Annotated in this window: 17 protein-coding genes and 1 pseudogene; 10 read left to right on the top strand and 8 right to left on the bottom strand. The window is 65.3% G+C overall.

The genetic code is table 11. The features are described 5' to 3' along the window. Nucleotides 1-154: 154 nt before the first annotated feature. Nucleotides 155-1,429 (bottom strand): diaminopimelate decarboxylase, encoded by a 1,275-nt coding sequence (gene lysA / locus ACE3SS_RS02935; protein ID WP_374591141.1) that lies wholly within the window; start codon nucleotides 1,427-1,429, stop codon nucleotides 155-157. 26 nt (nucleotides 1,430-1,455) lie between these two features. Further along, on the bottom strand, nucleotides 1,456-1,614 hold the full coding sequence (locus ACE3SS_RS02940; protein WP_374591144.1) for a lipoprotein: 159 nt from the start codon (nucleotides 1,612-1,614) through the stop codon (nucleotides 1,456-1,458). Nucleotides 1,615-1,725: 111 nt separating this feature from the next. On the opposite strand from ACE3SS_RS02940, the gene cyaY reads away from it, so the two are divergent. Beyond that, entirely contained in the window at nucleotides 1,726-2,091 is a 366-nt protein-coding gene (gene cyaY, locus ACE3SS_RS02945; RefSeq protein WP_374591147.1) for an iron donor protein CyaY, read from the top strand. 24 nt (nucleotides 2,092-2,115) lie between these two features. Here cyaY and ACE3SS_RS02950 read toward each other — a convergent pair whose 3' ends face one another. Further along, nucleotides 2,116-4,476 carry a penicillin-binding protein 1A gene (locus ACE3SS_RS02950; RefSeq protein WP_374591150.1) on the bottom strand — a complete coding sequence of 787 codons (2,361 nt, stop codon included), beginning with the start codon at nucleotides 4,474-4,476 and terminating at the stop codon, nucleotides 2,116-2,118. A gap of 297 nt (nucleotides 4,477-4,773) precedes the next feature. On the opposite strand from ACE3SS_RS02950, the gene ACE3SS_RS02955 reads away from it, so the two are divergent. From ACE3SS_RS02955 to ACE3SS_RS02980, 6 genes are read left to right on the top strand one after another with little or no spacing between them, the layout of a single operon-like run. Next, on the top strand, nucleotides 4,774-5,811 hold the full coding sequence (locus ACE3SS_RS02955) for a pilus assembly protein PilM (protein ID WP_374591153.1): 1,038 nt from the start codon (nucleotides 4,774-4,776) through the stop codon (nucleotides 5,809-5,811). Continuing rightward, a complete protein-coding gene (locus tag ACE3SS_RS02960; protein WP_374591156.1) occupies nucleotides 5,808-6,437 on the top strand; it encodes a PilN domain-containing protein in 630 nt (209 codons plus the stop codon). The genes ACE3SS_RS02955 and ACE3SS_RS02960 overlap by 4 nt, the downstream gene beginning before the upstream one ends. A gap of 29 nt (nucleotides 6,438-6,466) precedes the next feature. Next, nucleotides 6,467-7,165 (top strand): type 4a pilus biogenesis protein PilO, encoded by a 699-nt coding sequence (locus tag ACE3SS_RS02965; RefSeq protein WP_374591159.1) that lies wholly within the window; start codon nucleotides 6,467-6,469, stop codon nucleotides 7,163-7,165. After that, complete coding sequence (locus ACE3SS_RS02970) at nucleotides 7,162-7,698, top strand: pilus assembly protein PilP (protein WP_374591162.1); 537 nt, start codon at nucleotides 7,162-7,164, stop codon at nucleotides 7,696-7,698. The genes ACE3SS_RS02965 and ACE3SS_RS02970 overlap by 4 nt, the downstream gene beginning before the upstream one ends. A 23-nt stretch (nucleotides 7,699-7,721) precedes the next feature. Then, nucleotides 7,722-9,869 (top strand): type IV pilus secretin PilQ, encoded by a 2,148-nt coding sequence (gene pilQ, locus ACE3SS_RS02975; RefSeq protein WP_374591165.1) that lies wholly within the window; start codon nucleotides 7,722-7,724, stop codon nucleotides 9,867-9,869. A 35-nt stretch (nucleotides 9,870-9,904) separates the two neighbouring features. Continuing rightward, complete coding sequence (locus ACE3SS_RS02980) at nucleotides 9,905-10,507, top strand: shikimate kinase (protein ID WP_374591168.1); 603 nt, start codon at nucleotides 9,905-9,907, stop codon at nucleotides 10,505-10,507. A 72-nt stretch (nucleotides 10,508-10,579) separates the two neighbouring features. Here the strand turns inward: ACE3SS_RS02980 and ACE3SS_RS02985 are convergent, their stop codons facing one another. Continuing rightward, a complete protein-coding gene (locus ACE3SS_RS02985; RefSeq protein WP_374591171.1) occupies nucleotides 10,580-11,065 on the bottom strand; it encodes a hemerythrin domain-containing protein in 486 nt (161 codons plus the stop codon). Nucleotides 11,066-11,356: 291 nt separating this feature from the next. Between ACE3SS_RS02985 and ACE3SS_RS02990 the strand changes: the two genes are divergently transcribed. Next, entirely contained in the window at nucleotides 11,357-11,932 is a 576-nt protein-coding gene (locus tag ACE3SS_RS02990; protein ID WP_374591174.1) for a DUF2799 domain-containing protein, read from the top strand. Nucleotides 11,933-12,101: 169 nt separating this feature from the next. Then, complete coding sequence (locus ACE3SS_RS02995) at nucleotides 12,102-12,887, top strand: hypothetical protein (RefSeq protein WP_374591177.1); 786 nt, start codon at nucleotides 12,102-12,104, stop codon at nucleotides 12,885-12,887. Nucleotides 12,888-12,945: 58 nt separating this feature from the next. Here ACE3SS_RS02995 and ACE3SS_RS03000 read toward each other — a convergent pair. The 4 genes and pseudogenes from ACE3SS_RS03000 to ACE3SS_RS03015 form a co-directional block, all read right to left on the bottom strand. Beyond that, nucleotides 12,946-13,491 (bottom strand): annotated as a pseudogene (locus tag ACE3SS_RS03000) (PolC-type DNA polymerase III); the annotation flags it as partial. Nucleotides 13,492-13,582: 91 nt separating this feature from the next. After that, nucleotides 13,583-14,194 carry a hypothetical protein gene (locus ACE3SS_RS03005; RefSeq protein WP_374591180.1) on the bottom strand — a complete coding sequence of 204 codons (612 nt, stop codon included), beginning with the start codon at nucleotides 14,192-14,194 and terminating at the stop codon, nucleotides 13,583-13,585. 1 nt (nucleotide 14,195) lies between these two features. Continuing rightward, nucleotides 14,196-14,750, bottom strand: a complete 555-nt coding sequence (locus ACE3SS_RS03010; RefSeq protein ID WP_374591183.1) for an exosortase/archaeosortase family protein — start codon at nucleotides 14,748-14,750, stop codon at nucleotides 14,196-14,198. Between the two features lie 83 nt (nucleotides 14,751-14,833). Next, on the bottom strand, nucleotides 14,834-16,978 hold the full coding sequence (locus ACE3SS_RS03015) for a S8 family serine peptidase (protein WP_374591186.1): 2,145 nt from the start codon (nucleotides 16,976-16,978) through the stop codon (nucleotides 14,834-14,836). Between the two features lie 279 nt (nucleotides 16,979-17,257). Here ACE3SS_RS03015 and ACE3SS_RS03020 point away from each other — a divergent pair, with 279 nt between their 5' ends. Beyond that, nucleotides 17,258-18,271 carry an AraC family transcriptional regulator ligand-binding domain-containing protein gene (locus ACE3SS_RS03020; RefSeq protein ID WP_374591188.1) on the top strand — a complete coding sequence of 338 codons (1,014 nt, stop codon included), beginning with the start codon at nucleotides 17,258-17,260 and terminating at the stop codon, nucleotides 18,269-18,271. Nucleotides 18,272-18,304: the final 33 nt, after the last annotated feature.

Raw genomic sequence — 18,304 nt, forward strand, 5'->3', positions numbered from 1 at the left:
ACCGACGGCAAGAGCAAGACGGGCTACGCTGTTGGCATGAAGCACGAGTTCTGATCCGGCTCGCAGCTGATCGCCACTCGATCAAAAGCCGCCCCTCGGGGCGGCTTTTTTGTGCCCGAATCGTGGTTGGCATCGGCGCCGATGCCCGCCGCGCTCAAGTCTGCAGCAGCTTGAGTTCGGCAGCCAGTAGTTCGGCGGTGGTTTCTCGCGCACGGATCAGCGTGGCGCGGTCGCCGTCCACCATCACCTCGGCCGGGCGGCCGCGCGTGTTGTAGTTGCTGGCCATGCTCATGCCGTAGGCGCCGGCCGAGAGCACGGCCAGGGTGTCGCCTGGTGCCACGGCCAGTTCGCGGTCGCGGCCCAACCAGTCACCCGATTCGCACACCGGGCCGACGATGTCCCAGGTTTGCGCGGTGCCGCCGCTGCTTTGGCAGGGCACGATACGCATCACGGCTTCGTACAGGGCGGGGCGCATCAGGTCGTTCATGGCGGCGTCCACCACGCAGAAGTTCTTTTGCGGTGACGGCTTGAGGTACAGCACCTCGGTCAGCAGCACGCCAGCGTTGCCGACCAGCGAGCGGCCGGGTTCGAGCAGGATTTCGCGCTGGCCATGGCCGCGGGCGTCGATCTTGGCCAGCATCTGGCCGATCAAAGTGTCGGCCGACGGCGGGGTTTCGTCGGTGTAGGTGATGCCCAGGCCGCCACCAAGGTCGAGGTGGTGCAGCTTGATGCCTCGGGCTTCAATCGCTTCGACGAGATCGAGCACCCGGTCGAGCGCGTCCAGGTAGGGCGAGGTTTCGGTGATCTGCGAGCCGATGTGGCAATCGATGCCGACCACGTCCAGGCCGGGCAGGCTGGCGGCGTGCTGGTAGGCGGCCACCGCTTCTTCGTGGGCGATGCCGAACTTGTTGCCCTTGAGGCCGGTCGAGATGTAGGGGTGGGTCTTGGCGTCGACGTCGGGGTTGACGCGCAGGCTGACCGGCGCGCGCTTGCCGAGTTGCGTGGCCACGTCGGACAGCACGTCGAGCTCGGGCAGGCTCTCGATGTTGAAGCAGCGCACGCCGGCTTCGAGCGCGCGGCGCATCTCGGCGCGCGTTTTGCCCACACCTGAGAACACCACCTTGGCCGGGTCGCCGCCGGCGGCGAGCACGCGCTCCAGCTCACCGCCCGAGACGATGTCGAAGCCGCAGCCGGCCTGGGCAAAGGTCTGCAGCACGGCGAGGTTCGAGTTGGCCTTCATCGCGTAGCACACCAGATGCGGGCGGCTTGCCAGGGCTTGCCGATACGGCGCCAGCGCGGTCAGCATGGCTTGGCGCGAGTACACGTAGAGCGGCGTGCCGAAGCGCGCGGTGAGGTCGCGCGCCGAGCAGCCGTCAATGAAGAGATCGTTGCCGCGATAGGCGATGTGAGGGGAGCCGGGAAGGGTCATGGTGGGCACGTGGGCGGTGAGGGGCTTTAGGGCTGCGCGGCAGCGTCGGCCGGGGAGCTGGCGGCCGCGGGGGCGGGCGCTGCTGGGCGCGATTTGGTCTGCTTGGCGGGCGCGTTGGGGTCGGGCAGGTACAACGGGCCCTTCTGGCCGCATCCGCCCAGGCCCAACCCGAGGGGCAGGCACACGATCAGCATTCCAACGAAGCCAGTGGGGCTCGGGCGCCAATGGCCAACGGCCTGACGCATGCTGCCTAGAATGGACGTCGAGTGTTTAAACATCTGGCGATTCTAAAGATCATGACAACCGAGCTGGTTCCCACCCCGTTGACGGACGCGCAATACCAGAGTGAGGCGGCCGCCGTGCTGGCCTGCATCGAGGCGCAGGTGGATCGCTGGCTGGAAGGGGATGTGATCGACATCGACGCCGCTCGCACCGGAGGCTTGCTGGAGCTGAGCTTTCCGGATCGCAGCAAGATCATCGTCAACACCCAGCCGCCGCTGCACGAGCTGTGGCTGGCAGCGCGGCGCGGCGGGTATCACTTCAAGTACGTCGATGGCCAATGGCGCGACACCCGCGATGGGGGCGACTTCTTTGCGACCTTGTCGGCGTGCGCGTCCGAGCAGGGTCGTGTGGCGCTGAGTTTTGCCCCGTCGGGCGGCTGATCGGCGAGGCGCGCCGCACCGGGCTCAGTTCTTGAACAGGTCGAGGATGCTTTTCTTCTCTTCCTCGGGCGTGTTCGGCGCGGCCTTGTCTTCCAGTCCGGTCACGCCGGTTGAGCGGGTGTATTCCTCGTAGAACCACTCTCCGTTGACGTTCACCAGGCCTTCGGGCGCGGGCGGCTCGTCCACCGGCACGCCCTTGAGCGCGGTGCTCATGTAGTCGATCCAGATGGGCAGCGACAGGCCGCCGCCGGTTTCCTTGTCGCCGAGCTTGCGGGGCTGGTCGTAGCCGATCCAGACCACCGCCACCAGGTGCCGGGTGTAGCCGGCAAACCAGGCGTCCATCGAATCGTTGGTGGTGCCGGTCTTGCCGTAGATGTCGGGGCGCTTGAGCGTTGCCTGGGCGCGCGCCGCCGTGCCGGAGCGGGTGACTTCCTGCAGCAGGCTGGTCATCACGAAGGCATTGCGGGCGTCGATGGCGCGGAAGCTCTCGTCGGGTACGTGCGGCGCCACATCCACCAGCACCTTGCCCTTGGAGTCGGTGACGCGGGTCACCAGCGCCGGGTTGACGCGGTAGCCGCCGTTGGCAAACACCGCGTACGCATCGGCCATCTGCATGGGTGTGACCGAGCCGGCGCCCAGGGCCATGGTCAGGTAGGCGGGATGCTTGTCGGCCTCGAAGCCGAAGCGGGTCGCCCACTGCTGGGCGTAGCCGGTGCCGATCGAGCGCAGGATGCGGATCGAGATCATGTTCTTCGACTTGGCCAAGCCGCGACGCATGGTCATGGGGCCGTCGAAGGTGCCGTCGTAGTTCTTGGGCTCCCAGGGCTGGCTGCCGGTGGTGCCGGCGTCGAAGAACAGCGGGGCATCGTTGATCATCGTGGCCGGCGTGAAGCCCTTTTCGAGCGAGGCCGAGTAGATGAAGGGCTTGAAGCTGGAGCCGGGCTGGCGCCACGCCTGCGTCACGTGGTTGAACTTGTTCTTGGCGTAGTCGAAGCCGCCCACCATCGCGCGAATCTGGCCCGACACCGGGTCCATGGACACGAAGGCGCCCTCGACCTCGGGTTGCTGGGTGATCGTCCAGTCACCCTTGCTGTTCTTGACCACGCGCACCACGGCGCCGCGGCGGATCTGGATCTTCGGGCTGGCCTTGTCCGACAGCGCAAAGGCGACCGGGCGCAGGCCGTCGCCCGTCACGGTGATCGACTCGCCGCTTTGCAACTCGGCCGTCACCTGCTTGGGGCCGGCCTGCAGCACAACGGCGGCCTTGATCTCGTCGTTGTCCGGGTGCTCGTCGAGCGCTTCGGCGATCCGGGTGTCGAGGTTCTTGGGGTCGGCCGGCAGGTCGACGTAGGCCTCGGGGCCGCGATAGGCCTGGCGCCGTTCGTAGTCGAGGATGCCCTTGCGCAGCGCGCGGTAGGCCACGTTCTGGTCTTGCGAACGGATGGTGGTGTAGACGTTGATGCCGCGCGTGTAGGCATCGTCGCCGTATTGGTTGAAGATGAGCTGGCGCGCCGCCTCGGCCACGAACTCGGCGTGCAGCGGCAGCGGCTCGCGCACGTGGTAGTGCAGCACCTCGGCCTTGGCCTGGTCGTGCTGTTGCTGGGTGATGAAGCCGTTTTCCAGCATGCGGTCGATGATGTATTGCTGCCGCGTGGTGGCCCGCTTCGGGTTGTTGATCGGGTTGTAGGCCGATGGGGCTTTAGGCAGGCCGGCCAACATCGCTGCCTCGGCCACCGTAATGTCTTTCAAAGATTTGCCGAAATAGATCTCGCACGCCGACGCGAAGCCGTAGGCGCGCTGGCCCAGGTAGATCTGGTTCATGTAGATCTCGAGGATCTGATCCTTGCTCAGCAGACTCTCGATCTTCAACGCCAGCAGGATCTCGTAGATCTTGCGGGTGAACGTTTTTTCAGTCGGGAGATAGAAATTTCGCGCCACCTGCATCGTGATCGTCGACGCCCCCTGGCTGCGCGCCTCGGCGAAGTTCGCCAGCCCGGCACGGATCACGCCTTGGTAGTCCACGCCCCGGTGTTGGTAGAAGCGCGCGTCCTCGATGGCCAGCACGGCGTTTTGCATCACCTTCGGGATCTCTTTGATCGGCGTGAAGTGGCGGCGCTCCTCGCCGTACTCGCCAATCAAAACCTGGTCGGCCGAGTAGATCCGCATGGGCAGCTTGGGGCGGTAGTCGACCAGGCCGCTGAGTTCGGGCAGGTTGGGGTAGGCGACGGCCAAGGCCAGGGCGGCCAGCGTCAGGCCGCCCAACGCGCCAGCGGCGGCGAGGCCGATGAGCCAAGCCAGCGGCTTCAGAAGCCATTGAACCCAGATGGAGCGGGTGGACGATGCTGCGCGGTGATCCGGCGCCGCCGCGCGGTTGGAATCGGTCATGAGCCTGCGAAAGAGGTGATGGCGGCGATTATAGAAATGCCGGCTGACACCTGCGGTTTAGTCCAAAAACCCATCTTTTCTATCGATCGACATTTCCCCGGACGGGTATGTTGTGACCTGTTGTAAGGCGTGTGGCGTATGCAACGAGACAGTGTTTTCACGAGGCTAGAAACCTTTCAAGGTCAAAAGCTTTACTGCTAGCATTGAAGTAGGTTATTAACATTCCAGCGCACATTGCTGCGCGTGGGGGACGGTGTGAGTTTTCTAGACGTTCTCTTGGGTCGCAAACACCCACCCATGATTGGCTTGGACATCAGCTCATCCAGTGTCAAATTGGTCGAGTTGAGCCAGTCAAATACCGGCGAATACGTGTTGGAGCGATTTGCTTCCGAGCCTTTTGAAAAGGGCTGGATCGCCGATGGTCAAATTGAGAAATTCGACGAGGTGGCCGAGGCGGTGCGCAAAGTCGTTGCCAAGAGCGGCACCAAGACCAAGTATGTGGCCATGGCCATGCCGCAATCGGCCGTGATTACCAAGAAAATCATGCTGCCGGCCGGCCTGCGGGAAGAAGACCTGGAAGTTCAGGTCGAAACCGAAGCCAATCAATATATTCCGTTCTCGCTTGACGAAGTCAGCCTTGACTTCTGCGTGATCGGGCCCAGCGCCACGTCGGTCGGCGATGTCGAGGTACTGATTGCCGCCTCGCGCAAAGACCGCGTGCAGGATCGCCAGGGTTTGGCCGAGGCAGCCGGGCTCAAGCCGATGGTGCTGGACATCGAGTCGCATGCGTCGCGGCTGGCGATGGAGCGTCTGGTCGATGCGCTGCCCAATGAGGGGCAGGACGCGTTGGTCGCCTTGTTCGAGATCGGTGCCGAAAACACCAGTTTGAAAGTGCTGCGCGACGACGAATTGCTGTATGACCGCGACCAGGCTTTCGGCGGCGGACAACTCACCCAGCTGATCTCTCGTCAATATGGTTTTTCGTTTGAAGAAGCCGAACAGAAAAAGCTTTCGGGCGAGTTGCCGGAAGACTATCAAACCTCGATCCTGAATCCGTTTGTCGATAGCCTGGCTCAAGAAATCGGTCGCGCGCTGCAGTATTTCTTCACCAGCACGCCGCACCACAAGGTGCACTACATCATGCTGGCAGGCGGTACCGCCACCCTGCCGGGGCTCAAGGAGCGCGTAACCGAATTGACGGGATTTGCGGCAATGATCGTGAATCCCTTCGATGGCATGAAGCTCGGTTCAGCGGTTCGTGAAAGCAAATTGCGTCGTGAGGCACCTTCGTATCTCACAGCCTGTGGTCTGGCGATGCGGAGATTCCTCCAATGATTTTGATCAACCTCCTTCCGCACCGCGAAGAAAAACGCAAGCGTCGCAAACAGACCTTTTTCATCGGTTTGGGCGCAGCGGCTGCCGTGGGTGCCGTGATCGTCGGACTCTGGTACGCGGTCTTGCAAGAAATGATCTCGGCGCAGGCCGGCAAGAACGATGCGCTGTCGGCTGAAATTCGCAAGCTCGAAGATCAGATCAAGGACATCGCTTCGCTCAAGGCTGATATCGAGTCTCTGAAGGCCCGTCAAAAGGCTGTTGAAGACCTGCAGACTGATCGCAACACACCGGTGCATTTGCTGAACGAGCTTGTGCGGCAGACGCCCGATGGGATGTACCTGATGTCCATCAAGCAAGATGGGCAAAGCGTGATGGTGTCGGGCATGACGCTGTCGAACGAGCGGGTGTCCGAGTTCTTGCGCAACACCGCCTACAACTCGCCGTGGCTGGAGCGGCCTGAGCTGCAAGAGATCAAGGCCGTGAAGTCGCAGGACGGCAAGAAGATGCTGTTTGGCTTCTCTGTGCGCCTGACCTTGAAGCGTACCCAAGATGTTCAGCCCGAGGCGGGCAAGCATGGAGCGGCAGCGTCCGCCCCGGCCGCCGCCGCGAGCGGCAAGCAGCCCTGACGCGTGCAGGATCCGAATAAGGCGTTGTCATGGCAACAAGTCCAAAAGTAAATTTCGACCTCAATAGCGTCTTCATGGAGGCGCAGTCCCAATTCAAGGGACTCAATCCAAACGAGCCTGGGCAATGGCCGTTGCTGCCGAAGGCGGCGACCTTCTTGGCCGTGGTCGCGGTGGCCATTGGCTTGGGGTGGGTCGCGCTGCTGTCGTCGACCAGTGATGACCTTCAAGCTCAGCGCGAGAAGGAGCCCAAGCTCAAAGAGGAATATCGCTCCAAGCTGACGCAGGCGGTGAATCTGGACGAACTGCGCAAGCAGAAGGCGCAGGTTCAGGAATACGTGACGCAGCTTGAAAAGCAACTGCCTGGCAAGGCCGAGATGGATGCGCTGCTGTCCGATATCAACCAGGCTGGACTGGGGCGTGGGTTGCAGTTCGAGCTGTTCAAGCCAGGGCAGGTGGCAGTCAAGGACTACTACGCCGAGTTGCCGATCAACATCCGCGTGACGGGGCGCTATCACGACGTGGGCGCTTTCGCTGCGGACATCGCAAACTTGTCGCGGATTGTCACGCTTCACAACGTGACGATCGGCTATCAGAACGGCAAAGATGCCACGACGGGTCTGGCCATGGATGCAGTGGCGCGTACTTACCGCTATCTTGATCCGGCAGAGGTGGAAGAGCAGCGCGCGGCGCAAGCCAAAGCCAAGAAGGATGCCGGAGGCAAGAAATGATGAGACGTTCCGGCGCATGGTTGTGTGCGGCTCTGGTCTTGATGACCCTGGGGGCTTGCAGCTCGGATAGCGAGGAATTGCAGGCCTGGATGGATCAACAGAAGCGAGAGGTGCGACCGAACGTGCCGCCGCTCAAGCCGCCTAAGAAATTCGACCCTGATCCGTATTCGGTTGCGGATGCGGTTGACCCGTTTGCCATGCAAAAGCTCACGGTGGCCCTCAAGCAAGAGGCGCATCAGCCGAATTCCTTGATGGCGGCTGAAATGAATCGCCGTCGCGAGCCACTGGAAGCCTTTCCTCTGGACAGCATGACGATGGTGGGCAGCGTGAATCGCAAGGGGTCTTCGTACGCCTTGATCAAGGCCGATGGTTTGCTGTATCAGGTAAAGCAGGGCGATTACCTGGGGCAAAACTTCGGCAAGGTCATGAAGATCACTGAAACGGATATCGAATTGCGTGAGATCGTGCAGGACGCGTCGGGTGAATGGATCGAACGCCAGACCAACCTGCAACTGCAGGAGAACGCAAAGTGACGAATGTGCAGGAGAACAGAATCATGAAACGATTGCGTTGGGTGCTGGCTTCGCTGGCCTTGTGCGTGGCGGCCCCGCAAGCGTGGGCCGAAAATGCCATTCAGTCGATCAACAGCACGCAGCAAGCTGGTGCGCAGGTGCTGCGCATCGAACTCGCCGAGCCGCTTGCCGCGGTGCCGCAAGGTTTTGTGGTGCAGACACCACCTCGTATCGCGCTGGATTTCCCGTCGATTGCCAACGCGACGGGGCGGAGCCTGATTGATGTGAACCAGGGCAACCTGCGTTCGGTGAACATGGCGCAGGCCGGTGACCGCACGCGTGTCGTGCTGAATCTACGCACACCGTCCACATACAAGGCGCAACTCGAAGGCAAGTCGCTGCTCGTGATCATCGAGCCGGCGGCCAATGCTGCGGCAGCTCCGGCTGCGGCGGCTTCGGCGTCACCGAAGGCTGGTGAAACTGCGGGTACCACCAAGTTTGCAGAAAGCCTGAACAACTCGCCTAGCGCCATCCGCGATGTCGACTTCCGTAGAGGGCAGGACGGCGCCGGCCGCGTCGTCGTGGAGTTGCCTAACAACCAGGTGGGTGTTGACATTCGTCAGCAGGGGCAGAGCCTGGTGGTCGAGTTCCAGCGCGCCACGCTGCCGCAGAACCTGCGCAAACGCTTTGACGTGACCGACTTTGGCACGCCGGTGCAGAGCATGCAGGCCGTGCAGGTGGGTGACCGTGTGCGTCTGACCGTGGAGCCGCGCGGTGCGTGGGAACACTCGGCATATCAGACCGATAACCAGTTTGTGCTGGAAGTTCGCCCGCAAAAGGTGGACCCCAACAAGCTGACGCAGGGCCCCGGTTATTCGGGTGAGAAGCTGTCATTGAATTTCCAGAACATTGAAGTTCGTGCGCTGCTTCAGGTGATTGCCGACTTCACCAACTTCAACGTGGTGACCAGCGACACGGTGACCGGCAACGTCACCCTCCGTCTGAAGGACGTCCCTTGGGATCAGGCCCTGGACATCATCCTGCAAGCCAAGGGCTTGGGTGTGCGCAAATCCGGCAATGTGCTGTGGATTGCGCCGAAGGATGAGATCAACACCAAGGAAAAGATCGACCTGGAAGCCAAGCAGCAGATCGCCGCGCTGGAGCCGGTGCGGACCCAGTCGTTCCAGTTGAATTACGCCAAGGCCGAAGACATTCTGAAGGGCTTGACGGGTCAATCGAGCGGCGGAGGCGGTGGCGCTTCGTCGCGGATCCTGACGCCTCGCGGCTCGGCCATTTCTGAGCAACGCACCAACCAGTTGTTTGTGTCCGACATTCCGTCAAAGCTGGAAGAAATCCAGGCATTGATTGCCAAGATCGACGTGCCGGTGCGACAGGTTTTGATTGAGGCACGCATCGTCGAAGCTGACGAGTCGTGGGGGCGTTCGCTGGGCGCTCGTCTGGGTGCGACGACCGGTAGCTACAACCCGTTCAAGGTTGGTGGCGGTAACGGTCTGGCGGTCAACGGAAGCTACTTGAATACCGGTTATCAGACTGGGCAGGTGAAAGATGTTCCGGACTTCATCCCGTATTCGAACTTCGTGAACATGCCTGCCAGTGGGTTGGGTACGGGTGTGACGCCAAGCTCGGTTGCGTTTACCCTGCTCAATGGCGCGGCGAACCGGTTGCTCAACCTCGAAATCTCGGCGTTGGAGTCGGAAGGTCGAGGCAAGATCGTGTCGAGCCCACGCGTGATCACGGCAGACCAGATCAAGGCGGTGATCGAACAGGGTACCGAGTTGCCGTATCAGACCGCCACGTCCAGCGGCGCGACGGCCATCATCTTCCGCAAGGCGAACCTGAAGCTGGAAGTGACGCCGCAGATCACGCCCGAGGGCAGCATCATTCTCGATGTCGACGTCAACAAGGACAGCGTCGGGCAGGAAACCCGTGCAGGCTATGCCATCGACACCAAGCACGTGAAGACTCAGGTGCTGGTCGAGAACGGCGGCACGGTGGTGATCGGCGGGATCTTCCTGGAAGATGAGCGCGACAGCGTGGTCAAGGTGCCTTATCTGGGCGACGTGCCCGTGCTCGGCAATCTGTTCCGCACGAAGACGCGTCAGACCAGCAAGTCGGAGCTGATGGTGTTCCTCACGCCGAAGGTCGTGACGGATCGCACCGCGCTGCGCTGATTCGTGATGGCCCCGTTATTGGAGTTGAATAGACGGTGACCATTGCTCTCGTGGGCCTGCCCGGCGGTGGTAAATCCACTGCCGGCAGGCAGCTTGCCAGGCGCATCGGATTCGATCTGGTCGACTCCGATGCTGTCATCGAAAAGCGGATCGGTTGTTCGATCCGCTCTTTTTTTGAGCGCGAAGGTGAGGATCGCTTTCGCGACATCGAAGAGGCCGTGATCGCCGAGTTGGTGACACAACCTCGAATCGTGTTGGCGACCGGAGGCGGTGCCGTGCTGCGGGAGGCCAATCGGCGGGCGCTCCATGAGCGCACCACGGTGGTGTATCTGCGCTCCACGCCTGATGAGTTGTTCAGGCGGCTGCGCCATGACACGCAGCGGCCGCTGCTGCAGGTGGCCGATCCGCTGGCCAAGCTCAAAGAACTCTATCGCGTGCGGGACCCGCTGTATCGGCAGACGGCGCATTTCGTCGTGGAAACGGGGCGGCCGTCGGTGACCAGCCTGGTCAACATGATCGTGATGCAGCTTGAACTGGCGGGCGTATTGCCGTTCGCATTGCAGCACGGGCTCGATGCCGAGAGGAGCGAGGCGCCCGCCTCATCGCAGTCAGATCCGGACGATCACGACTCGCGTTGACCACGCGGCGAGCAGCGGGTGACGGGTGGCATGCGCCCGGTGAGTCTGATCAGCCGTGCGCGCGGAGCTGATTCAGCCGCAGCTGGAGCCGTCGCAGCTCTTGATGGCGTCTGCGTCCTCGGCGTTCTTGGGCTTGAAGGCGTCGGGGCGCGCCGGGTCGAAGCCGACTTCGCTCATGTGGAACACCAGGGCCGCGTCCATCATGTCGGCATGCTGCGGGAACCACTCTTCCAGCTCGAGGACGATGCGGCGCAGCGGATCCAGATGACCTTCGACCTCGGCCAGACGCACCACCTCGTGCATCACGTCGAGCACCATCTTGTGCTGGCGGGCGTGGCAGTTGTCGGGCGAGAAGCCGGTGATGGTCATCCAGCGGTCTTCCTGGCCGAAGTGGTCGATGGTGTGCGCGATCAGCCGCTTGAAGCGATCGACGAGCGCGGCTGGCGGCATCTCTCCCTGCGATTCGTCCAGGCAGGCGACCAGATCGACGAACTCGCGGTGCGTGGCGTCGACTTGCGGTTGGTTGAGGACGAATTCGGGTTTCCAGGTCAGGGGCATGAGGACAACCGGCAGAGGGGGGGCGCGGGGCGGCAGACGGCGGGACGACTCGACTTGAGCCCCGGGCGCGTCGGGCGACGCCGCGAAAAGCGTCGAGCTTAAGCGACCGGGTAGGGGTGGCGATTGTCTTGGCTCAACAGCCGACGGCGCCTCGGAGCAGAGGCTGGCCGACGACGACCCTCGCGTGCGGTTCGTCACGTCGATGCGAGTTGCCGGCGTGGTGGGCGCTCACCTATCATCGACGCCATCATTGGCTTGGCCTTGCCTTCATCGCTCATGGCATCTGTTTTCATGAAGTCCGCGGTCGTGCGACGGCTCGTTCGGGGTGCTGTTTCGAGCGGTGCGGTGGTTGCGATGGTGTGGCTGAGCGGCTGCGCCTCGATGTCGAAAGAAGAATGCCGCAGCGCTGACTGGCGCGAGGTGGGCTACCACGACGGGGTGAAGGGCTTGGCGCGATCGCGCGTCGAAGACCACGCGAAGGCCTGCGCCGAGGCCGGCGTGGGGGTGGACCGCAAGACCTATTTCGAGGCCCGCGAACGCGGCATCCGCCAATACTGCTATCCGCCCAACGGCATGAATGTGGGGCGGGCCGGGCAGGGCTACGGTGACGTCTGCCCGCCCGATCTGGAGCCGGCCTTTCTGTATCAATACCAGTTGGGACTCGCGGTGTACGACGCCGAGCAGCGCATCTCGTCGCTCGACTCGCAACAGCGCAGCCTGGAAGACCGCTTGCGCAAGGCCGACAAGGACGACGAGCGCGCCAAGTTGCGCAATCAGCTGCGCGATCTGGATCGCGACTTGCGCCACGCGCGCGACGAATTGGGTTGGCGCCAAGCCGAGGCCTTACGCGCCGGCGGGCAACCCTAGCTCGCGCCGATGTAAAGGTGGGTCGCGACGCGGCAATACGTCACGCTGCGGGCTTGCGGATGGGGCGGGGCGGCTGTGCGGGCTGTAGCGGTCTGGCTAGCATGGGTGCATCGCGGTCGCGTGAGGGCGACTGCTTCACGACTCGCGAGGGCGTTCAAGCGTTGCGGCCATGAGCACCATACCCACCAGCAAGCGAGCATCGTCCAGTCAGCGGGCTTCCGCCGACCGGCGCTCCACCGAGTCCGACCGCAAGCGCGAGCGCTCGCGTGCCGCAGCGCAGACGGCCGAGGTGGCGCCTGCCAGCGAGTGGCCGCAGGCGGTGCTGCAGTTCATGCGCAATCTGTTCGTGCGTCAGGTCAGCCTGCAGCGCAAGGACGGCCAGGTGCACATGGTGCTGCGCGAGCCCGAGCCGAGTCGGCCGAGTGCCGCGCCGGCCCATTCGGCGCCGATGCCGCTGCCGTCCAGCGGCGAGGCCAAGCCTTCGCATGCCACCTTGCTGGGCATCAGCAGCAACCAGCTCAAGCGCATGCGGCATCAGCTCAGCGCGGTGCTCGACCTGCATCCGGCCACGCGGTCGGTGTTTCCGCATCTCAACTACCTCGACAAGGCGCTGCGTCGCCAGGGCGCGGACTGCTTTCGCGATCTACCCGTCGAGGTGCTGCACAAGGCGCTCAGGCAGCTCGACTCGCTGGTGCAAAGCGCGCACCCCGGGCCGGTGGGGCTGGCCGAGTTGCGCGCCTGCCTGGTGGTGTCCGCCGTCGATCGTGGCGGGCCCGATCTGGACGAGGCGGACGGGGCCGCGCACAGCGGCGAGTCGTCGGGCTTGCCGAGTCATCTGTCCGACTTCAATCTCACCAGCAAGCTGTCGGTGAGCGAGGTCAGTGCCGCCGATTTCGAGCACGCCCACCAGCAATGGGTGGTGGCCGACGAGGTGATCACGCTGACGAAGTCGTGACCGCCGGGCGGCGCGGGGCCTTGCGTTTCGCGTTGAGCTGCGGCAGCAGGGCGGCGTGCAGGGTGTGCTGCGGCAGGTTGCGGCACACGTGCTGCCAGAAGTGCCAGACTGCCCGCGCATCGCCCAGCGCGCGGTGACGCTCGGCCTCGGGCAAGTGCAGTCCATGACGCTGCACCAGCGCGTCGAGGTTGTGCCGCGCGTGCTCGGGGAACAGCTTGCGCGACAGCTTCACCGTGCAGACCACGCGCGGCTCGAAGAGCTGGCCCACGCGCTCGAACTCCTGCTGCAAGAAGCCGTGATCGAAGGGCGCGTTGTGCGCCACGAACAGCGCGCCGTCCAGCCGCGCATGCAGCTCGGCGGCGAGCATGCTGAAGGGGGGCGCGTCTTGCACCATGGCGTCGGTGATGCCGGTGAGCTTCTGAATGAAGGGCGGGATGGGCGTCTGCGGGTTGACCAGCGAGCTCCACTCGCGCACACCCGCCGCGCTGACCTCGATCACGCCGACCTCGGTGGCGCGGTGCAGGGCGGGCGAGCCGCCGGTGGTTTCGAGATCGACGAAGGCCAGGCGCTCGACGCCCGGCGGCAGCACCGCCTGCAGCAGCAGCGGATCGGCCGCCGCAAGCGGGGGGGAAGATGGCGTGCTCGTCATGTCGCGATTGTCCGCCACGCCGCGCCGTGGCCCCTGCGGCCGGATTTCAGGGGCGGCGCAGGCGCGGTGCGGGCCAGCATCGCTCGCAAGCCCACCCCAGCAGCACGCCAACCACCAGGGGCAGGGCGATGCGGGCACCGCTTTGCAGCATGTCCACCCACACCAGCACGGGCGAGGTGCTGCCGGGCGTGAAGGCCTCGACGTGCAGGCCCCAGATGCCGGCCCACAGCACCAGCGGCACGTCCAGGGCGGCCAGCAGCAGCGTCGCGGCGGCCAACAGCGGCAGGCGCGTCAGGTAGCCCCACGCGCGCCGCGCCGGCCAGGTCAGGCCGCTGGCGATCAGCAGGGTGGCCGGCAGCAGCAGGTTGGCGACCAGCGTCGTGCTGGACGCGCGACCCAGCGGGTGCGGCACCACGGTGCGACCGCCCAGCACGAAGTAGCGCGCCTGGTGCACGTCCATGCGGATCACCCGATCGGCGCCTTGCTGGCTCAGCGCCAGCTGGTCGATGCCGTAGATGTCGTCGAACGCCTCGATCTCGGCGCGGCACAGCGGTAGCCAGGCCTGGGCGAGCGCGTCGCCCCAGATCAGCGCGACGGCGCCCAGCACGACGGTGGCGGCCGCGAAGCGCGCCAGCGCGGTCAGCAGCATGGCGGGCATGTCAGGCCGACTCGGGCGTGGCAGGCGGGCGAGCGGCGCGCTGGGCCCAGGCCATCCACCCGATGAAGAACAGCACCGAGCACAGCACCAGCACCAGCGGCGTCACCAAGCCGTGCAGCGAGCTGAACAGGTCGCGGTGCGCGCGCAAGCCGTAGAACAGGGTCAGCAGCCGCACCTGATTGAGCACGAACACCACCGCCACGGCCGCCAGCAGGCCGGCGGCGCGGCGGCTCCAACTGGCCGGATACGCCAGCATGGCCGCGACGATCAGAAACAGCACCTCGGTGCCCTCGCAGCCGTTGAGGATGTTGATGCCGCCGCCCGGGGCGCGGATGCGCGCGCCCTCGCCGCGCACGCCCACCGCGGGCGTCAGCCAGTCGATCAGCGCCACGCTGGTGTGCACCGTGGCGCCGTCGATCACGGCTTGTTCGACCGCCGTGCCGCGCGCGGCGCTCCAGAGCGCCTGCAAGCCGCCCGCCACCAGCGCGAACACCAACAGCATGCGCAGCCACGGCACGCGCGCGACCGGGTTGGAAGCCGTCACCTCTTGATTCATGGGCCGGCACTCTAGTGCGGCCCCGTGGCGTCTGCGTGACGAAGCCCGTTCCGCCAAGGGGGCGGCATGGTGGGCGAACCAGATCAGGCCTTGCGACGGATGGCTCCGAGCAGTCCGCCGCCCAGCAAGGCCAGCGCCCAGACCGGAAGCGGCGTGTCGGCTCCGCCGTCACCAATGACGTCGAGGTTGACGCTGGCCACGTTGTTGCCACTGGCGGCATCGGCGGTGCTGGCGCTCACGCTGGCCGAGGCGGTTTGCGTGCCGTCGAGCAGCGCGGTCAGCGTGAAGTTCAGCGTCTGGCTGGCGTTGGCTGCCAGGCTGCCGATGGCGCAGCTGACGGTGGTGATGCCGTTGCTGGTGCTCGCGCTGCAACCGGCCGGCCCGCTGACGTAGCTCAGTCCGGCTGGCAAGGTCAGCGTTAGCGTGGTGCTGGCCGCGCTGGATGGCCCGGCGTTGTGCACGAGCGCGCTCACCGTCACGCTGCTGCCCGCGCTCGGCGTGGCGTTGCTCGACGACACACCCACGCTCAGATCGGCGCGTGGCGCGGCGAGGCTCAAGCCGAGCGCCACGCCGCCCAGCGCGCCGTTCTTGCCATCCACCGCGATGCGATAGGTCTGCCCGGACGTGACGGCCAGCGTGACGCTGCTGGTGGTGCCCGCGCCCGCATCGTCGTTGCTGGCCAGCGTGGTCAAGGCGGACACCGACGTGCCACTGTACACGCCCAGCAGCGTGTCGAAATCGCTGCCGCCGGTGCTCACGGTCAACACGCCGTCGGCGGGCGCCGTCCAGCTCCACCACACCGAATGCCCGCCCGCCACCCCGGCGTGCAGCGGCTCGCCGCTCTCGCTGGTGGCGTTGTAGTTCCAGCCGCTTGCGGCAATGCTGCCGCCCACGCTCAGGCCGCTGAGGGCGGTGGCGCTGGCGAACGCGTCATTGGCCGGTGCGCCTTGCTCGGACACCAGGTCGAGCCGCGGGCGGCTCACGCCGTTGCGAGAGTCCGTCACGGTGGTGCTGCTCGTGAGCAGGCGCGACTCGGTGGTGCTCACCGTGTCTGACGAGAACTGCGCCTTCAGCACCGCCACGGCCCCCGCCACCATGGGCGACGCGAACGAGGTGCCGGCGATGTTGCTGCCGTTCAGGTTGTAGAAGGCGCCGGGCGCCCAGATGTCGAGCAGCGCGCTGCTGTCCGAGAAGCAGGTGACCTGGTCGGCGGCGGTGCTGCTGTCGGTGCAGGGCGCCCAGCTGATGGCGCCCCAGTTGGCGCTGTATACGGCGCCCACCGCGATCGCCTCGGTCACGCAGGCCGGGGCGCCGATGCCACCGCTGTAGCCGTCGTTGCCCGAGGCCGCCACCACCACGATGCCCTTGCTGCGTGCGGTCTTGATGGGCGACGCGAAGGCGTTGTTGGAGGTGGTGCAGGCGCTGGTGTGCTGCACGCTGTCGCCCAGGCTCATGTTGATGGCGACGATGTTGTAGGTGCTGCGGTTGCTGATGGCCCAGTTGATGCCGGCGATGATGTCCGACGACGTGGCGGTGCCGCCGTTGAACACGCCGATGGCCGCGATGCGCGCGTCGGGCGCCACCGCCAGCGCCACTTGCGACACCTCGGTGCCGTGGCCGATGTCGTCGAGCCCGCTGCCCGACGGCGGGCTCGATGTGCCGGTGGCCGTGTAGTAAGACGCCACGACCTTGCAGCCGCTGCCGGTGCCCGGCGCCGTGCACGAGCCGAGCCCGGCCTGGGTGTAGTCCACGCCGGTGTCGATGACGGCAATGGTCTGGCCCGACCCGGTGCGATGCATGGTGTTGGCGACCGGCGGCTGGCGCACCAGGGTCAGCGACGCATCGGTGTAGAGGTGGACGGGGCGGTCGGCAAACACCGCTTCCACGTCGGCGTGAGCCAGCAGGGCGTCGAGCGCGGCGGCATCACGCAACTCGAACGCGTTCATGGGCAGTTCGCTGAAGTCGTGCGTGCGGCGCCAGGCCTGGGCGCCGACGAGCTGGCTCAGCCGGCGCTCGACGGTCTGCTTGTGGCTGCTGCGGCGCGCGCGCGCGGCCTGGGCCGACTCAGCGCGGGGCGCGTCGCTGTCGCGGTATTGCACGATGACGCGCACGCTCGGGGCCGAGCCGGCCTCGGCGGTGGCGCGCAGCGCGGTGGCGAGCTCCGCGTCAACCAGCGTCGCGGCGGTGGACGCGCCCGCGCACAGCGCCATCGTCCATGCCACGGTCATCTGCCGGCATCGCTGCTGAATCGTCACCTTGCCTGCCTCCTGCTGCTCGCGCCAAATCCAGGCAAGTTACGGCGTGCGTGTGTCCCGGCCGTGACGCTGATGAGGCGGCGGGAGACGCGGGGTTCGGCGCGGCAGGTTGGCGCGAGCGGCCAATCGTTAACATTTGATGCACATTCGGGGGAAAGCCCTCGGGGCTGCGGGGCCGCTTTCGTTTGAATGGGCACGACACTCCAACGTTTTTTTCGCGTCCGATGGCGCATCAGTTCTTCGCAGCGTTTCATGCATATTTCTCCCGTTCATCTGATGACGTTGGCCACCACGCTCGATGTGGAAGGCTTCGACTCCGGGGCTGCGCTGCGCAGCTGCGGCATCGAGTCGCTCGACACCTTGAAAGAAGATGGCGAGTGGATCGACGTGGAGCTGTTCGATCGCATGATGGCCGCCGCGCTCGAGCTGACCGCCGACCCGGCCTTCGGCCTGGTGGCGGGCAAGAGCATCGCCCTGATGCGCTATGGCCCGATGGTGCCGCTGGTGCTGCCGTCGCCCTGCCTGCGGCAATCGCTGGCCGATGTGCGCCAGTTCGCGCCGCTGCTGCTGGAGCGGGCCGAGGTGGAGCTGGTCGAGAGCCTCTCCGCGGCCCGGCTCATGGTGCAGCCCGTGGTGCATGGCGGGGCGAGCCGGCACTTCCGCATGGAAATGGTGGCCACCAGCGCGACGCAGATGCTGCGCCTGGCGGGCGGCTCGAACGCCGACGTGCATCGCGTCGAGTTTCCGTATGACTGCGCGCCCGAACACCTGCCGCGCTACGTGGCCACGTTCGGGCCGCGCGTGAGCTTCGGTGCCCGCGAGTGCGCCATCCACTTCAATCCGGCCTTGCTCGACTCCCCGATGCTGACGCACGACCCCGTGGCCTACGTGGCCGCGCGCACGCGTGCCGAGTCGGCGCTGGCAGCCATGCGGGCGCGCTCCGACATGGCCGAGCGGGTGCGCCAGTGGCTGCTGTCGGCGTTCCCTCGGCAGCCCACCACGGCCGAGACGGCCGAGCATCTCAAGCTGAGCGAGCGCAGCCTGCGGCGGCATCTGGCCATGCTCGACGTGACCCACGCCGACCTGGCGCAAGAGTGCCAGCGCATGATGGCCGAGCGCCTGCTGGCCGATGGGCAGGTGTCGCTCAAGCAGGTCGCCGACACGCTCGGGTTCGCGTCGGTCAGCAGCTTCCATCGCGCTTTCCGCCGTTGGTCGGGACGGACGCCGTCCGAGTGGCGCGATCAGCGAACGAACGTGCCCGATTGATGGCGTTGTATCCCGCGTCCCCTTGATCGGGCG

Source organism: Aquabacterium sp. (assembly GCF_041915145.1).
Classification (GTDB): domain Bacteria; phylum Pseudomonadota; class Gammaproteobacteria; order Burkholderiales; family Burkholderiaceae_C; genus Aquabacterium.

What these genes read in the sequence shown, in the direction of transcription:
- lysA (WP_374591141.1), bottom strand. Translation starts at nt 1,429, where the DNA reads ATGACCCTTCCCGGCTCCCCTCACATCGCCTATCGCGGCAACGATCTC.
- cyaY (WP_374591147.1), top strand. Translation starts at nt 1,726, where the DNA reads ATGACAACCGAGCTGGTTCCCACCCCGTTGACGGACGCGCAATACCAG.
- ACE3SS_RS02950 (WP_374591150.1), bottom strand. Translation starts at nt 4,476, where the DNA reads ATGACCGATTCCAACCGCGCGGCGGCGCCGGATCACCGCGCAGCATCG.
- ACE3SS_RS02955 (WP_374591153.1), top strand. Translation starts at nt 4,774, where the DNA reads ATGATTGGCTTGGACATCAGCTCATCCAGTGTCAAATTGGTCGAGTTG.
- ACE3SS_RS02960 (WP_374591156.1), top strand. Translation starts at nt 5,808, where the DNA reads ATGATTTTGATCAACCTCCTTCCGCACCGCGAAGAAAAACGCAAGCGT.
- ACE3SS_RS02965 (WP_374591159.1), top strand. Translation starts at nt 6,467, where the DNA reads ATGGCAACAAGTCCAAAAGTAAATTTCGACCTCAATAGCGTCTTCATG.
- ACE3SS_RS02970 (WP_374591162.1), top strand. Translation starts at nt 7,162, where the DNA reads ATGATGAGACGTTCCGGCGCATGGTTGTGTGCGGCTCTGGTCTTGATG.
- pilQ (WP_374591165.1), top strand. Translation starts at nt 7,722, where the DNA reads ATGAAACGATTGCGTTGGGTGCTGGCTTCGCTGGCCTTGTGCGTGGCG.
- ACE3SS_RS02985 (WP_374591171.1), bottom strand. Translation starts at nt 11,065, where the DNA reads ATGCCCCTGACCTGGAAACCCGAATTCGTCCTCAACCAACCGCAAGTC.
- ACE3SS_RS02990 (WP_374591174.1), top strand. Translation starts at nt 11,357, where the DNA reads ATGAAGTCCGCGGTCGTGCGACGGCTCGTTCGGGGTGCTGTTTCGAGC.
- ACE3SS_RS02995 (WP_374591177.1), top strand. Translation starts at nt 12,102, where the DNA reads ATGAGCACCATACCCACCAGCAAGCGAGCATCGTCCAGTCAGCGGGCT.
- ACE3SS_RS03005 (WP_374591180.1), bottom strand. Translation starts at nt 14,194, where the DNA reads ATGCCCGCCATGCTGCTGACCGCGCTGGCGCGCTTCGCGGCCGCCACC.
- ACE3SS_RS03010 (WP_374591183.1), bottom strand. Translation starts at nt 14,750, where the DNA reads ATGAATCAAGAGGTGACGGCTTCCAACCCGGTCGCGCGCGTGCCGTGG.
- ACE3SS_RS03015 (WP_374591186.1), bottom strand. Translation starts at nt 16,978, where the DNA reads ATGACCGTGGCATGGACGATGGCGCTGTGCGCGGGCGCGTCCACCGCC.
- ACE3SS_RS03020 (WP_374591188.1), top strand. Translation starts at nt 17,258, where the DNA reads ATGCATATTTCTCCCGTTCATCTGATGACGTTGGCCACCACGCTCGAT.